Below are 15748 nucleotides of genomic sequence, written 5' to 3'. Positions count from 1 at the left end.
GGCGCTTCTCCGCACAGGGCCGTCCGCCGGGTCCGCGCCCCACCGTCGCCGCGCCCCTGCCGTCTCCTCGGCCGTACCGTCGCCGCGGCCGTGCCGGGCCGCGTGTCGCGTACGTGTCGGCGCCGCGGCGTAGGCTGGAGACCCCCGGCCGCTGGGCGCGCCGGGCCGTTCGCGTTGCCCCGGCGGGCCTTCCCGCGTCGGGGGCAGCACCAGCCACGGGACGAAGAAGAGACTCCAGATGAGCCTGACCGGACTGCTCGATGTCGTCGCGCGGGACGCGGCGCTCGCCGAGGCGATCGAGGCCGCGACCGCCACCGGGTCGGCGGCGGGCGGCCGCCACCACCTCGACCTGGTCGGCCCGCCCGCCGCCAGGCCGTTCGCCATCGCCGCACTGGCCCGCGCGCTGGCCGGGCAGACGGCGGGCGAGCGCGGCCGGCCGGTCCTGGCCGTCACCGCGACCGGCCGGGAGGCCGAGGACCTCGCCGCCTCGCTCCGCTCGCTGCTGCCGCCCGACGCCGTGGCCGAGTTCCCGGCCTGGGAGACCCTGCCGCACGAGCGGCTCTCGCCGCGCTCGGACACGGTCGGCCGCCGGCTGGCCGTGCTGCGCCGGATCGTCCACCCGAGGGCGGACGACCTTGCCGCCGGACCGGTGCAGGTGGTCGTGGCGCCGGTTCGCTCGGTGCTCCAGCCGCAGGTGAAGGGACTGGCCGAGCTGGAGCCGGTCGCGGTGCGGCGGGGTGAGTCGCACGACCTGGGGGAGGTGGCCCGCCGACTCGCCGCGGCCGCCTACGCCCGGGTCGAACTGGTCGAGAAGCGCGGCGAGTTCGCGGTGCGCGGCGGTATCCTGGACGTCTTCCCGCCGACCGAGGAGCACCCGCTGCGGGTGGAGTTCTGGGGCGACGACGTCGAGGAGATCCGCTACTTCAAGGTGGCCGACCAGCGGTCGCTGGAGATCGCCGAGCACGGCCTCTGGGCGCCGCCCTGCCGCGAGCTGCTGCTGACCGACGAGGTACGGGCCCGGGCCGCCGAGCTGGCCGCCGAGCACCCCGGGCTCGCCGAGATCCTGGACAAGATCGCCGAGGGCATCGCGGTCGAGGGCATGGAGTCGCTGGCCCCGGTGCTGGTGGACGACATGGAACTGCTGCTGGACGTGCTGCCGCTCGGCTCGGTCGCCGTCGTCTGCGACCCGGAGCGGGTCCGTACCCGGGCGGCCGATCTGGTGGCGACCAGCCAGGAGTTCCTGCACGCATCCTGGGTGGCGGCCGCGGCCGGTGGCGACCGCCCCATCGACCTGGAGGCGATCGACGTCTCCGCCGCCTCGCTCTGGTCGCTGGCGGACGTCCGCGAGCACGCGGCCGAGATCGGCCTGCCCTGGTGGTCGGTCAGCCCGTTCGCGACCAGCGAGTCCAGCGTCAGCGAGGTGCTGGAGTTCGACGCCAACACGCTGACCCTGGGCATGCGCGCCGTCGAGGCCTACCGCGGCGACACCGCGCGGGCGATCGCCGACGCCAAGGAGCGGCTGGCCGCCGACTGGCGGGTCGTCATGGTGACGGAGGGCCACGGCCCGGCCAGTCGGCTGGCCGAGGTGCTCGGCAACGAGGGCATCCCGGCACGGCTGGTGGCCGACCTCGCCGAGGCGCCCACCCGGGACGTCGTCTACGTCTCCTGCGGTTCGATCGAGCACGGCTTCGTCGACGAGGCCCTGAAGCTGACCGTCGTCACCGAGACCGACCTCTCCGGCCAGAAGTCCTCCACCAAGGACATGCGCCGGATGCCGTCCCGCCGCCGCAACGCGATCGACCCGCTGGCCCTGGTGGCCGGCGACTACGTCGTCCACGAGGCGCACGGCGTCGGCCGCTACGTCGAGATGGTGCAGCGCACGGTGCAGGGCGCCACCCGCGAGTACCTGGTGCTGGAGTACGCACCGGCCAAGCGCGGCCACCCCGGCGACCGGCTCTTCGTGCCGACCGACCAGCTCGACCAGGTCACCAAGTACGTCGGCGGCGAGGCCCCGACGCTGCACCGGCTGGGCGGCGCGGACTGGGCGAAGACCAAGCAGCGCGCCAAGAAGGCGGTCAAGGAGATCGCCGCCGACCTGATCAAGCTGTACTCGGCCCGGATGGCGGCGCCCGGCCACACCTTCGGTCCGGACACCCCGTGGCAGCGCGAGCTGGAGGACGCCTTCCCGTACGCGGAGACGCCGGACCAGCTGACCACCATCGCCGAGGTCAAGTCGGACATGGAGAAGTCCGTCCCGATGGACCGCCTGATCTGCGGCGACGTCGGCTACGGCAAGACCGAGATCGCCGTCCGGGCCGCCTTCAAGGCGGTGCAGGACGGCAAGCAGGTGGCGGTGCTGGTGCCGACCACGCTGCTGGTGCAGCAGCACTTCTCGACCTTCGCCGAGCGGTACGCCAACTTCCCGGTCACGGTGAAGGCGCTGTCCCGCTTCCAGACCGACTCCGAGGCGAAGGCCGTGCTGGAGGGGCTGTTCGAGGGCTCGGTGGACGTCGTGATCGGCACCCACCGGTTGTTCTCCTCCGAGACCCGGTTCAAGGACCTCGGCCTGGTCATCGTCGACGAGGAGCAGCGCTTCGGCGTCGAGCACAAGGAGCAGCTGAAGAAGCTGCGTGCCAACGTCGACGTGCTGACGATGTCGGCGACGCCGATCCCGCGCACCCTGGAGATGGCGGTCACCGGCATCCGCGAGATGTCCACGATCACCACCCCGCCGGAGGAGCGGCACCCGGTGCTGACCTTCGTCGGCCCGTACGACGAGAAGCAGATCTCGGCCGCGATCCGGCGTGAACTCCTGCGTGAGGGACAGGTGTTCTACATCCACAACCGCGTCGAGTCGATCGACAAGGCGGCGGCCCGGCTGAAGGACCTCGTCCCCGAGGCGCGGATCGCCACCGCGCACGGGCAGATGGGGGAGACCCAGCTGGAGAAGGTGGTCGTCGACTTCTGGGAGAAGGAGTTCGACGTCCTGGTGTCGACCACGATCGTGGAGTCGGGCATCGACATCTCCAACGCCAACACCCTGATCGTGGAGCGCGGCGACACCTTCGGCCTCTCCCAGCTGCACCAGCTGCGCGGCCGGGTGGGCCGCGGCCGCGAGCGCGGCTACGCCTACATGCTCTACCCGCCGGAGAAGCCGCTGACCGAGACCGCCCACGAGCGCCTCGCCACCATCGCCCAGCACACCGAGATGGGCGCCGGTATGTACGTGGCGATGAAGGACCTGGAGATCCGCGGCGCCGGAAACCTGCTCGGCGGCGAGCAGTCCGGGCACATTGCGGGCGTCGGCTTCGACCTCTACATGCGGATGGTCGGCGAGGCGGTGGCCGAGTTCCGGGAGTCGCTGGCGAGCGGCGGCGGCGAGCCGGAGGAGGAACCGCTGGAGGTGAAGATCGAGCTGCCGGTGGACGCCCACGTGCCGCACGACTACGCCCCCGGCGAGCGGCTGCGCCTCCAGGCCTACCGCTCGATCGCGGCGGTCAACTCGGAGGAGGACATCAAGCACGTCCGGGACGAGCTGGTCGACCGTTACGGCAAGCTGCCCGAGCCGGTGGAGAACCTGCTGCTGGTGGCGGCGCTGCGGCTGTACGCCCGCCGTTGCGGGATCGCGGACATCACCCTGCAGGGCACCAGCATCCGGTTCGGCCCGGTGGAGCTGCGGGAGTCGCAGCAGCTGCGGCTGAACCGGCTCTACCCGCGCAGCCAGGTGAAGGCGGCCACCCGGCAGCTGCTGGTGCCGAGGCCGGCCACCGGGCGGATCGGGGGCAAGCCGCTGGTGGGGCGTGAGCTGCTGGCCTGGTGCCGGGAGTTCCTGTCCGCGATGTTCGACGACCTGGCGGGGGCGAAGAGGTAGCGGCGGGAAGGCGGAGGTCCGCCTCGGTGGAGGCGGGAGGCGAGCGGCGGTCCCGGGCGACGGTGCCCGGGACCGCCGCTCCGTGCCGGCGGGGTGCAGTGCGGGCCGCCCCACCGGGCGGGGGGCGGGGGAGCCGGCCTGACGGAGGCCCGGTCCCGGTCGGGTGTGAACAGGGGCGTCAGCCGATCTTCCACTGGCCGACCTGGTCGGCGAAGCCGTTGTCCAGGGCGAACTGGATCTTGTCGATCTTGGCGTCGGTCGGCACCTCGAACGTCACGAAGCCCTTGCCGGTCTCGCCGGAGGCGATGTTGGTGGGGGTCTGGAAGTCCGGTCCGGCCTTGGTCTCCGCGAACGTCGGACCGTACGACTGGCCCTGGGCGTCGACCACCTTGGCGCTGCTCAGCGGGGACTCGCCGTAGGCCTGCGTGCCGGTGGCCTTGATCTGGAACTGCACCGCGACGTACCGCTTGCCGTCGGCGGGCTGGAGGAACTCGTTCGCGCTCTCGGCCGGGTCGACCAGCTTCACCGCGGTGACGTCGGCGGTGTTGCCCTTCTCCATCCCCTTGAGCGCGATGGTGTCGCCCACCTTGGCCGCGGCCTTGGGTGCGTCGGCGGACTTGGTGCCGGCGGGCTCGGCGGCACCGCCGGTGGCCGCGTCGGCGGCGGAGGTCGCAGCGGCGGTCTGCTTGGGCTCGGTGGCGACGGTGGAACCACCGGTGGAGTTGCAGGCGGTCGCGGTGAGCGCGACCAGCGCGGCGCCCAGCAGCAGGGCGGCGGTGCGGCGGGTGCGGCGCGGGGTGGTGGCGGCGGACATCGGTCTCTCCCGGTTCTCGGTCCTGGGCGGCGGCGCTCGATCGCGTCGGCGACAGGTAGATCACACCATTCGCTGTGAACGATGTCAACGAAGAATCAAGAAATGCCCCTGTTCACGTGTGAACGCTGGCGGGATGGTGCTGGCTATGCTGTGTGGTCACACCTGTGTCGTCCTGTCCTGCTTCGCCCTCCCCGCCCCGGCCCGTCCGCGCGTTGCCGAAGGAGCCCCTCCATGCCGGACCGTCCTGAGGTGACCGCCGTCGAGATCGCCCGGCTGGCCGGGGTCGGGCGGGCCGCCGTGAGCAACTGGCGCCGTCGGCACGCCGACTTCCCCCGCCCGGTCGGCGGCACCGACGCCAGCCCGACCTTCGCGCTGGACGACGTGGCCGACTGGCTCCGTGCGCAGGGCAAGCTCGCCGAACTCCCGCTGCTGGAGCGCGTCTGGCAGCTGCTGGAGACCCTCCGCGACCCCGACGGCCACCCGGCCGCGCCGCTGACCGAGGCCGGTGCCGTCCTCCTGCTGCTGCACCGCGATCCCGAGCGCTGGGCCGCCCTCGCCGCCGAGCCCGACACCCGGCTGGCCACCGCGCTGCCCCGCGCCGTCGCCGAGGTCGCCGCCGCGGCGCTCGGCCGGGACGGCGCCGCCGCCCTCCGCCTCCCGGGCCTGCTCGGCAGCACTCAGCTGGACCTTGCCCGGCTTCTCGTCCGACTGGCCGCCCCCGCCCCCGCTGCCCCCGCCCCCGCTGCCCCCGCCCCCGCTGCCCCCGCCCCCGCTGCCCCCGCCCCCGCCGCCGCCGGTGCGTACGAGCAACTGCTCACCCGGTACGCCGAGGCCAACTCCCGGCAGCTCAGCCCCACCCCGCCCGAGGCCGCCGAACTGCTCGCCGCCGTCGCCGGCGTCCCCGCCACCGTGTTGGACCCCGCCACCGGCCTGGGCCCCCTGCTGCTCGCCCTCCCGTCCGGCACCGGCCGATACGGCCAGGACGCCGACCGCGTCACCGGTGTGCTCGCCCTCCTGCGGCTCGCCCTGCACACCCCCGCCGGCGCTCCCGGGCCGCTCCCGGTCGAGCTACGGGCCGGTGACGCCCTGCGTGCCGACGGCTACCCCGGTGACACCTTCGAGGCCGTGCTCTGCCAGCCCCCGTACAACGAACGGGACTGGGGCTACGACGAGTTGCAGTTCGACGCCCGCTGGCCGGGCGGCCTCGTCCCGCCGCGCGGCGAGTCCGAGCTCGCCTGGGTGCTGCACTGCCTCGCCCACACCAGCCCCGGCGGACTCGCCGCGCTGCTGCTGCCGCCCACCGTCGCCACCCGCCGGGCCGGCCGACGGGTCCGCGCCGAGCTGCTGCGCTCCGGTGCGCTGCGCGCCGTCGTCGCCCTTCCCGCCGGGGCCGCCCCGCCGTACGGGGTGCCGCTCCACCTGTGGGTGCTGCGCGCACCCCGCCCGGGGGACGACTTCCGCCAGGTCCTGCTGCTCGACGCGTCCTCGGCCACGTTCGCGGCCGCCTCCGACGGGGTGGAGGGCGGCCGGGACAAGGTCCGCTGGCCCGAGCTGCGCCGGACCGTCCTGGACGCCTGGCGCGCCTTCGACCTGGCCGCCCGCGAGGGCCTGCCGCTGCCGCCGGACCGGCCGGGCGTCCACCGGGTGATGGCCGCCATCGACCTGCTCGACGACGAGACCGACCTCTCGCCGACCCGCCACGTCCCGCCCGCCTCGCCGGTCGGTGGAACGGCCGAACTCTCCCACCTGAGCGGCCGGTTGGCCGAGCTGTTGGAGGGGCTGGGGGAGCCGTCCGCGCTCCTGCCCGCCCCGGCCGGGGGTGCCGGCACGGCCCGCGCGGCCGGGCCGGTGGTCACGGTGGGGGAGCTGGTCCGCAGCGGTGTTCTGGAGCTGTACTCCTCCGGGGCCGGCGTGCCCGCCCGCCCGGCCGAGGAAGCCTCGGGCGCGGGTACCCCCGGCCCGGGTGTCCCCGTGCTGACCGACCAGGACGTCGTCGCGGGCAATCCGCCCGGCGCCGTCCTCGCCCAGGCCGGTCCCGCGGGCGGCACGGGCGCCACCGGCCCGGTGGGAGAGCTCCGGACGCGGCCCGGTGACGTCCTCGTTCCCGCGCTCGGCGGGGGCGTGGCCCGGGTCGTCCGGGCCGGCGGGCCGCTCGTGGGCGCGGCGCTCGGCCGACAGCTCCACCTGCTGCGGCCGGACCCGGCCGCGCTCGACCCGGAGTTCCTGGCCGGTCAGTTCCGCTCCACCGCCTCCACCCGACGGGCTGCCAGCCACGCCTCGACCACCGTCCGCCTGGACATCCGCCGGGTCGAGCTGCCTCGCCTGCCGATCACCGAACAGCGTGCCCTCGGCGCCGCCTTCGCCCGGATCGCGGCTTTCGACGCCACCCTGCAGCAGGCCGCCGCCCTCGCCCGTACGCTCACCCAGGCCCTCACCGACGGCCTGGCCGTGGGCACCCTGCCCCCGCCGGCCGGACCCGCCGAGTCCTGAGCCCGGCCGGTCCTGAGGCGGCCGGGCCCGCCGCCACCGGCCGGCTCCGAGCCCGCGCGGCGGCGGCGCCGACCCGGCGTCACATCCCCGGCCGCGCCCGGCTCCCTGCGCGGCGCCCCGCGCAGCAACCCCCGCCCGGTCCGCTGTCCGGGAAGGCCTCCGGCCGGTCGGTCGTGGGCGGTACGGTGTGCGGGGATCGTCCGTGGTACGGCCGGCCGCCGTTCTCACCGCTCAGGAGCGCAGATGTCAGGGCAGTACCCCGGGCAGTTCGGACCACCGCCCGGCGGCGTGCCCGCCGGCGGCATACCGGGCGGGCCGCCCTGCCCGGCCCCGCCGACCGGGCCCGTGCCCCGGCAGGGCCCCGGCCCGTACGGGGCGGTCGGCCGGACGCTGTGCATCCTGGCCCCGCTGCTCAGCTTCGGCCTGCTCGGGATGGTCCCCTCGCTGCTGCTGGCGATCCGCCGCCGGCGGGCGTACGACTTCGTCGGCGCGGTGGTCTTCACCGGCCTGTTCCTCGCCTTCCTGGTCAGCGCCGGCATCGCCGGCGGGAACGGTGGCGGCACCGTGCTCGACAAACTGGGCACCGTTTCGCTGGTGCTGCTCTGGTTCGGCGCGCCGCTGCACTTCGTGGGGATGGACCTGCGCGCGGTCTGGGACGCCGGCCGGTCCGCGCCGGCCCCGGCCGCCTACTACCCCCCGCCCGCCCCGCCGCCCGTCTCGCCGTACGCGGCGACCGCGATCACCCCGTACCCGGCCGGTGCGTCGCACGCGCCCGGTACCCCCGTCCCGACGGGCACCCCGTACCCCGTCGGCTCCCCGTGCCCCGCCGGGACGCCGCACCAGCCGCCGCCGGCCACCCGGTTCGACGGCCCCGTCGCGCCGTACGCCACGCCCCCGACCGCCCGGGGCGGCGCTCCCGCGCCGGCCTCCGGAGCGTCGTCCGAGACCAGCGACGAGCTGCGCGAGCTGGGCGAACTGCTGCGCCGTCAGGCCGGCGAGGGCCGCCCGTGAGCGTCGACCGGGTGATCGGCGGCCGCTACCGGCTGGCCGAGAAGATCGGCCACGGCGGCATGGGCCAGGTCTGGGGCGGCTACGACGAACGGCTGGACCGCCCGGTCGCCGTCAAGCTGCTCCGCACCGACCACCTGCTCCCCGTCCGCCCGCACGGTTCCGGGACCGGCGGCGGCACCGACCACGACCGCGAGGGCGACCGGCTGCGCCGCCGGTTCCTGCGCGAGTGCCGGATCACCGCCGCCCTGGACCACCCGGGCCTGGTCACCGTCTTCGACGCCGGCGAGGACGCCGGCGAGCTCTACCTGGTCATGCAGCGCGTCCCCGGCGTCAGCCTCGCCGACCTGATCGCCGAGGACGCGCCCTTCCCGATCGAGCGCGCGGCCGCCGTCGCCGCCCAGCTCTGCGCGGCGCTGGCGGCCGTCCACGCCGTGCCGGTGGTCCACCGCGATCTGAAGCCCAGCAACGTGATGGTCCGCGACGACGGCCGGATCGTCCTGCTCGACCTCGGCATCGCCACCGCGCTCGACACCGAGGCCACCCGGCTCACCCTCACCGGTGCGCCGGTCGGCAGCCCGTCCTACATGGCTCCCGAGCAGGCGCTCGGCGCCGCGACCGACCCGCGCAGCGACCTGTACGCGCTCGGCTGCCTGCTGCACGCGATGATCGCGGGCGAGGAGCCGTTCCGCGCACCGACCGCCCTCGGGGTGCTCCGCCGCCACGTCGACGAGGCGCCCGTCCCGCTGCGCGACCTCCGCGCCGACGTCCCGGAGCCGATCGAACGACTGGTGCTCGACCTGCTCGCGAAGCAGGCGGACGGCCGCCCGGCCGACGCCCAGCAGGTCCACGCCCGGCTGCTCCCGTTCCTCCCGCCGGCCGTGTCGGCCCCTCAGCCCCGCTACGGGCCGCTGCCCGACCCCGCCCGCCCGTACCGCCACCCCCACCAGCCGCAGCCGCGGCCGGTCGGGGCCGCCGACCCACCGCCGGTGCCGCCCGCGCCGAGGCGGGCCGAGCCGCAGCCGTTCCTGATGGCCGCGGTGCCGTCCGCGGCGGCCCCGGCCCCGGCCGGCACCCCGCCCCCGCCCGACGCCCCGCCCGCGTCCGCCGACCTGACGGCCGCCTGCGCCCAGCTCTCCGACCTGGTCGCCGCCGAGCGGCACACCGAGGTGCTGGACCTCGCCGCCCGGCTGCTGCCCCGGGCCCAGGCCGCACTCGGCGACGGCGCCCCGCTGGTGCGCACCGTCCGGACCATCTACGCCCGCGTCCTGCTCCAGGAGCGCCGCTACCGGCAGGCGCTGCCCGAGTACCGGCTGCTGGTCGCCACCGCCGAGGGCGGTCCGGACGGCCCGCAGGCCCGCGAGCCCCGGTACCGCGCCGCGTTCTGCCTCGAACAGCTCGGCCACGGCTCGGACGCGCTCGACGAGTACCGGGCCCTGCTCTCCTCCGCGTCGGACGCCGACCCGGAGCGGGCCTTCGACCTGCGGGAGCGGATCGGCCTGCTCCTCGCGGCCGGTGGCGGCACCGAGGCCGCCTGGCAGTGGCTGCTCCAGCTGCTCTTCGACCGCGAGCGCCGCGACGGCCCGCGCCACCCGGCCGTCCGCCGGCTCCGCCAGACGCTCGACACCCTCCAGCCCCACCGCGCGACCAACCACACGGCCCCGCCGCAGGACCCCCGCGCCACCCCCTGGCCGCCGGGCCGCTGACCGCCCCCGGCGCCACCGCCCCGGGCCGGCCCCACCCTGTTACCGGGCGGCGGGCTGCCGCTCGGTGACCACGGGGCGGACCTTGGCCAGCATCAGCTCCAGGAACCGGTCCGGGTGCCGGAACGCGGCGAAGTGGCCGGCGTCCGGGATCAGCGCGAAGTCCTTCACCGGAGCGTGGACGTCCGCGACGAACCGTCGGGCGAGCACCGGCGGGGTGTACGGGTCGTGGTCTCCCTGGAAGACGAAGAACGGCAGGTCGAACGTGGTGCCGTCGGCCCAGTCGTCGTAGCCGGCGGTCTCCGGGACGAGCTGCGCGGAGAGCTTCATCCCCTTGCCGAGCACGCCGATGTCGCGCAGCCCGTGCAGCGGGGAGACCCAGAGCGAGGCCATCACCACGCGCTTGAGGGCGTCGGCGGTTCGCGGTTCGCTGGTCGCGGTGATCCGGGCGTAGGTGCTGTGCTCCTCGGCCGTCCAGGTGCGCGGGTCGGTGCCGAGCTGCTCCACGGCGGCGAGGTCCTTCCGCTTGCCGGCGGCGTGCAGCCGCTCCAGCAGGGCGTGGTGGGCGGAGCGGTCGCGGCCGCCGTCGTGGAGGTTCTGGTCGGTGCCGACGTAGGCGGAGAAGAGATCGGGCCGCCGGCGGGCCAGCCGCAGGCCGATCACGCTGCCGAACGAGTACGCCGTCAGGACGACCCGCTCGACGCCGAGCCGGGCGCGGACGTACTCGGTGACCTCGACGGCGTCCTCCTGGAGGCGGGCGATGCTCAGCTCGCCCTGGCCCTCGGCGCCGGAACGCCCCAGCGTCCTGCCGGCGCCCCGCTGGTCCCAGCGGACGACGGTGAAGTGCTTCTCCCACTCCCGGGTGCGCGGCCCGAAGAACGAGTTGGACGAGCCGGGGCCGCCGTGGATCTCCAGCAGCACCGGGTTGTCCAGGTCCTCGCCGCGGATGGAGATCCACTGCTCGATCGCGCCGATGCGGACGAAGCCCTGTTCGTCGACGCCGTTCGGACGGTCGATCCGCATCAGCTCGGCGTTGCGGAGCTGCTTGACCCGACGGTGGCCCAGCAGGCCGGCGACGGGCGCGACGAGGGCGGCGGAGGCGGCGAGAACGATCCCGAGCACAGTTACTCCCCTGAACTGTATATGCCTTACGCGGTTGAGTGTATGTTATACACAGTTCTGAGTGACCGTCAAAGCCCACCGACGGCCGCCGACCGACGAGCGAGGAGTGCGGGTATGGCGAGGAGTCCCGAGAAACAGCGAGACCCGAAGGCGAGCCTCGCGCTGCTGTGGGGGGAGCAGGAGCAGCCCCGGCGCGGGCCGAAGCCCTCACTGACCCTCGACCGGATCACCGCCACCGCCGTCGCGGTCGCCGATGCCGAGGGGTTGGACGCGGTCTCCATGCAGCGGGTCGCCGCGGAGCTCGACGTCACCACGATGGCGCTCTACCGCTACGTCCCCGGCAAGACCGACCTGATCGACCTGATGGTCGACACCGCGCTCGGCGCCCCGCCACCCGGGGGGACGGAGGGCGGCTGGCGCCCCCGGCTCACCGAGTGGGCGCGGCAGTGCTGGGAGTTGTACCGCCGCCACCCATGGATCCTGCCCGCCACCGCGATGCGCCGGCAGCCGATGGGCCCCAACCAGCTGGCCTGGCTCGACGCCGCCCTCGCCGCCCTCGCGGACAGCGGGCTGTCCCCGGCCCGCCGGCACGACACGTTCCTGCTGATCGTCGGGCACATCCGCAGCCTCGCCCAGCAGCGGCTCGACGCGAACCAGGAGGACGACCAGGAGTGGAACCGACTCACCGCTGAGCTGCTGGAGCGCCACGGTCCGCGCTTCCCCGCGCTGACCGCCGCCATCGCGGCCGGTGCCTTCGCACCCCGGGAGGAGGATCCGCTGGCCTACGGTCTGGAGCGCATCCTGGACGGCGTCGCCGTCCTGGTCGACCGCGCCGCGCCGCAGCCGTAGCCGGGGGCGGCCGGCGGACGCCGCCGGCCGGGTGACCCGTTCGGCCCGCGGTCCGCGCGACGGCGGCCTCCCGGACCTACGCTCGGTGGACGCGCGGCGTCCGGTGGGAGCCCCCTCCCGGCCCGCCGCCAGCTCGCCCCGGAGGCCGCCATGCACCGTCGGACCGCTGCCGTCGGCGTCCTGCTCGCCGCCGTCGCGCCGGCCGCCGCGGGGCTGGCCGGGTGCGGAGGCGGCGGGCTGACGGCTGCGACGGCGGCGGCGCTGGACGGGAGGCGGATCCCGGTGCGCGCGGTCGAGGCCCGGGTCGCGGAGCTGCGGCACACGGCCGGCGGCGCGTCGGTGGACGCCCGGCAGCAGCCGGACGGGCTGGCCCGGCGGGCCGTCGCCGACCTGGTGCTCGACGCGGTGGTGGCCCGTGCGCTGGCCGACCGCGGGCTGGCCGTCTCCGCCGCAGAGGTGGCGACGGCGCGCGCCGACGCTGCGGAACGGTCCGGGGGCGCCGATTCACTGGCCCGGGTGCTGGCCGCCCGGGGCGTTCCGGGCAGCGGGATCGACGACTGGTTCCGCAGCCGGCTCGGCCTCCTCCGGCTCGCCGCCGCGGCCGGGGCGGACGCCGGCACCCCGGAGGGCGAGGACGTCGTCCGCCTCGCCCTCGTCGACGCGGCCGCCGCGCTCCGGTTGCGGATCAACCCGCGCTACGGCACCTGGGACCCCGCCCGGGCCACCCTCGTCCCCGACCTCCCGCCCTGGCTCGCCCCCTGACCGGCGGTGCGCACGGGCGGGTGCGCAGAGGACGTCGGCCCCTTCGACTTCTCGCGCCTGAGCAGCGCGCCGGCCGGCCCCGGCCGTGCGCCGACCGGGCCGGAATGCGGAAGCGGCGGCCGGGGCGGCCCGGGTAGGTTCGGGGTGTGACGAATCTTCCCGGCGCGAAGCTGATCCTGCTCACCACCACCCACCGGGTGGCCCCCGGACTGCTGTCCTGGCCGGCGTGGGAGGCCCTGCGCTCGGCCGGGCGGGTGCTGGCCGCCGACGAGGGGCATCCGCAGGTGGCCGCGGTGCGCCAGGCCGGGGTCGAGGTGGAGGTCGTGGCGCCCGCCTCCGCGCCGGCGCTGGCCCGGACGCTGACCGGTCAGCCGGCCGGTGCGGGGGCGACGGTCTGGCTGGGCAGCCCGGACGGCGACCCGGGCCTGACCGACGCGCTCGCCCGCCTCGCGGTCGAGCACGCGGGCGAGGTGCCGGAGATCGAGGTGCTGCCCGGCTCGTACGACCTGCCCGGTGCACGGCTGCTGGACCTGGTCTCGGTGATGGACCGCCTGCGCTCGCCGGGGGGCTGTCCCTGGGACGCCGAGCAGACCCACGCCAGCCTGGTGAAGTACCTGGTCGAGGAGGCCTACGAGCTGGTCGAGGCGATCGAGGAGGAGGACCGCGAGACGCTCCGCGAGGAGCTCGGCGACGTCCTGCTCCAGGTCTTCTTTCACTCCCGGATCGCCGAGGAGCACCCCACCGACGCCTTCTCCATCGACGACGTCGCGGGCGACATCGTCGAGAAGCTGATGTACCGCCACCCGCACGTGTTCGGCGACGCGCAGGCGGAGGGCGCCGCCGAGGTCGAGGCCAACTGGGAGGCCCTGAAGGCCGCCGAGAAGTCCGGGCGCGAGTCGGTGCTGGACGGAGTGCCGGCCGGGCTGCCGTCGCTGGCGTATGCGGCGAAGCTGGTCTCCCGGGTCCGCCGGGCCGGGTTCACGGGCGTGCCTGACGCGCCGTTCGAGCTTCCGGCGGAGCTGACCGCGGAGTCGGCGGGCACGCTGCTGCTCGCCGTGGCGCAGCGGGCGCACGACGCGGGCGTGGACGTGGACGCGGCGCTGCGGGCGGCCGCGCGCGGCTACCGGGAGGCCGTCCGCGCGGCCGAGGGGCTCAAGCCCGAGTAGGGCCGGAGCGGGTGGGTGCTGCGGGCACGCCGCCCGAAGGCCCGCCCCCCCGAGAGCCCGGGGAGGCGCCCGGCGCGCGTTCAGACGCGCGCCGCCTCCTCCACCGGCCGGCGCGGCTGCGGCACGACCACCTCGCCGATGGCCTCGCCGACCAGCTGCAGCAGCTCCGCGAGCCGCTCCAGGTCGAGGTGGTCGGGCAGGTCGGCCAGCGAGACGATCCGCTCGCCGTCCGGGCCGGCGACGCAGAACAGGTCGATCGGCCCGAGGTGCTTCTCTGCGGTGTCGACGAGGGCGGCGACGTCGCTGGGGCGCCGGACGTCACCGCAGACGCCGACGACCGGACAGCCCGGCCGGTCGAGCTCGGTGGCCAGGTCCTCGGCGACGCCGACCTGCTCGTCCGCGATGAGGACGCCGGCGGCGCCGGCCGCGGTGAAGCGGCGCGCGAGGTCGGCCCCCGACCCGCCGTCGAGTACCGCGATCACGACGACTGCCCCGGTGACCCGCATGGTGCGCTCCTCCCTGGTGGGCGGCTCCGCACCGGCGCCCACACACGTGCTTTGCGGAGGATCGTAGGCTCGTCCCGATCCTCCGCAACAGGAATTACCCGTCAGGTGACCAGGCTCACGCCTGCCGTACGGGCGATCTCCACCGGATACGGTCGACCCATGCCAGTTCAGCCCGATCCCGCCCGCCCGTCGCTCTTCACCTGGGAGTTCGCCGCCGATCCGTACCCGGCGTACGCGTGGCTGCGGGAGCACGAGCCGGTGCACCGCACGACCCTGCCGAGCGGGGTGGAGGCCTGGCTGGTGACCAGGTACGCGGACGCCCGGCAGGCGCTCGCCGACAGCCGGCTCTCCAAGAACCCGGTCCACCACAGCACGCACGCGCACCGCACCGGCCGGGTCGGCATCCCCGGTGAGCGGCAGGCCAACCTGATGACGCACCTGCTGAACATCGATCCGCCGGACCACACCCGGCTGCGCCGCCTGGTCTCGAAGGCGTTCACCCCGCGCCGGGTGGCCGCCTTCGAGCCCCGGGTGCAGCAGCTCACCGACCGGCTGATCGACGGCTTCGCGGCCCGCGGCAGCGCCGACCTGATCCACGAGTTCGCCTTCCCGCTCCCCATCTACGCGATCTGCGACCTGCTCGGTGTGCCCGCCGAGGACCAGGACGACTTCCGCGACTGGGCGGGCATGATGATCCGCCACGGCGGCGGCCAGCGCGGCGGCGTGGGGCGGGCGGTGAAGCGGATGCGGTCGTACCTGGCGGAGCTGATCCACCGCAAGCGGGCCGATCTCGGCGACGACCTGATCTCGGGGCTGATCCGGGCCAGCGACCACGGCGAGCACCTGACCGAGAACGAGGCCGCGGCGATGGCCTTCATCCTGTTGTTCGCCGGGTTCGAGACGACCGTCAACCTGATCGGCAACGGCACCTACGCACTGCTGCGCAACCCCGGGCAGCGGGAGCTGCTGCAGGACTCGATCGCCCGTGGCGAGACCGGCCTGCTGGAGACCGGGATCGAGGAGCTGCTCCGCTACGACGGGCCGGTGGAGCTGGCCACCTGGCGGTTCGCGACCAGCCCGCTGACCATCGGCGGGGTGGAGATCCCGGTGGGCGACCCGGTGCTGGTGGTGCTCGCCGCGGCGGACCGGGACCCGGCGCGGTTCGCCGACGAGAACACCCTCGATCTCGCTCGGACGGACAACCCGCACCTCGGCTTCGGGCACGGCATCCACTACTGCATCGGCGCTCCGCTGGCCCGTCTGGAGGGCCGTGCCGCGCTGGCCACGCTGCTCACCCGGCTGCCCGACCTGCAGCTCGCCGAAAGCCCGGAGAATCTGCGGTGGCGCGGTGGTCTGATCATGCGTGGACTTCGTGAACTTCCGGTCGAATTCACTCCGGAGAACCTACAGGAGAACCCCCTCTGATCACGGCCGGAACCGTTCGCAGCGGCCTGCAC

At 75.3% G+C, this 15748-nt stretch carries 11 protein-coding genes; 8 read left to right on the top strand and 3 right to left on the bottom strand.

The features are described from left to right. Positions 1 to 238 precede the first annotated feature (238 nt). Positions 239 to 3871 (top strand): transcription-repair coupling factor, encoded by a 3633-nt coding sequence (gene mfd / locus ACF9IK_RS14460; protein ID WP_395294616.1) that lies wholly within the window; start codon positions 239 to 241, stop codon positions 3869 to 3871. Positions 3872 to 4049: 178 nt separating this feature from the next. Here the strand turns inward: mfd and ACF9IK_RS14455 are convergent, their stop codons facing one another. Beyond that, positions 4050 to 4685, bottom strand: a complete 636-nt coding sequence (locus ACF9IK_RS14455) for a DUF4352 domain-containing protein (RefSeq protein WP_395294615.1) — start codon at positions 4683 to 4685, stop codon at positions 4050 to 4052. A 231-nt stretch (positions 4686 to 4916) separates the two neighbouring features. On the opposite strand from ACF9IK_RS14455, the gene ACF9IK_RS14450 reads away from it, so the two are divergent. The 3 genes from ACF9IK_RS14450 to ACF9IK_RS14440 all read left to right on the top strand — a co-directional run bounded on the left by ACF9IK_RS14450 (position 4917) and on the right by ACF9IK_RS14440 (position 9889). Then, a complete protein-coding gene (locus ACF9IK_RS14450; protein ID WP_395294614.1) occupies positions 4917 to 7175 on the top strand; it encodes an N-6 DNA methylase in 2259 nt (752 codons plus the stop codon). Between the two features lie 243 nt (positions 7176 to 7418). Continuing rightward, positions 7419 to 8186 carry a hypothetical protein gene (locus tag ACF9IK_RS14445; RefSeq protein ID WP_395294613.1) on the top strand — a complete coding sequence of 256 codons (768 nt, stop codon included), beginning with the start codon at positions 7419 to 7421 and terminating at the stop codon, positions 8184 to 8186. Beyond that, entirely contained in the window at positions 8183 to 9889 is a 1707-nt protein-coding gene (locus ACF9IK_RS14440; protein WP_395294612.1) for a protein kinase domain-containing protein, read from the top strand. Before ACF9IK_RS14445 ends, ACF9IK_RS14440 begins: the two co-directional genes overlap by 4 nt. Positions 9890 to 9928: 39 nt before the next feature. Here the strand turns inward: ACF9IK_RS14440 and ACF9IK_RS14435 are convergent, their stop codons facing one another. Continuing rightward, the gene (locus ACF9IK_RS14435; protein ID WP_395294611.1) at positions 9929 to 11008 is read right to left on the bottom strand and encodes an alpha/beta fold hydrolase; all 1080 of its coding nucleotides are present in this window, start codon (positions 11006 to 11008) and stop codon (positions 9929 to 9931) included. Between the two features lie 114 nt (positions 11009 to 11122). Between ACF9IK_RS14435 and ACF9IK_RS14430 the strand changes: the two genes are divergently transcribed. From ACF9IK_RS14430 to ACF9IK_RS14420, 3 genes are all read left to right on the top strand, one after another. Further along, the gene (locus ACF9IK_RS14430; protein ID WP_395294610.1) at positions 11123 to 11857 is read left to right on the top strand and encodes a TetR/AcrR family transcriptional regulator; all 735 of its coding nucleotides are present in this window, start codon (positions 11123 to 11125) and stop codon (positions 11855 to 11857) included. A 150-nt stretch (positions 11858 to 12007) separates the two neighbouring features. Next, the gene (locus ACF9IK_RS14425) at positions 12008 to 12619 is read left to right on the top strand and encodes a hypothetical protein (protein ID WP_395294609.1); all 612 of its coding nucleotides are present in this window, start codon (positions 12008 to 12010) and stop codon (positions 12617 to 12619) included. A gap of 146 nt (positions 12620 to 12765) precedes the next feature. After that, entirely contained in the window at positions 12766 to 13785 is a 1020-nt protein-coding gene (locus tag ACF9IK_RS14420) for a MazG family protein (RefSeq protein WP_395294608.1), read from the top strand. An 80-nt stretch (positions 13786 to 13865) separates the two neighbouring features. Here the strand turns inward: ACF9IK_RS14420 and ACF9IK_RS14415 are convergent, their stop codons facing one another. Then, positions 13866 to 14291 (bottom strand): SDR family NAD(P)-dependent oxidoreductase, encoded by a 426-nt coding sequence (locus ACF9IK_RS14415; RefSeq protein WP_395294607.1) that lies wholly within the window; start codon positions 14289 to 14291, stop codon positions 13866 to 13868. Positions 14292 to 14450: 159 nt separating this feature from the next. Between ACF9IK_RS14415 and ACF9IK_RS14410 the strand changes: the two genes are divergently transcribed. After that, positions 14451 to 15716 (top strand): cytochrome P450 family protein, encoded by a 1266-nt coding sequence (locus ACF9IK_RS14410; RefSeq protein ID WP_395294606.1) that lies wholly within the window; start codon positions 14451 to 14453, stop codon positions 15714 to 15716. Positions 15717 to 15748: the final 32 nt, after the last annotated feature.

The sequence above is a fragment of the Kitasatospora hibisci genome, from assembly GCF_043950205.1.
Lineage (GTDB): Bacteria > Actinomycetota > Actinomycetes > Streptomycetales > Streptomycetaceae > Kitasatospora > Kitasatospora hibisci.
The sequence above is the reverse complement of the archived record's forward strand: the minus strand, read 5'-3'. Positions and strand labels throughout refer to the sequence as shown.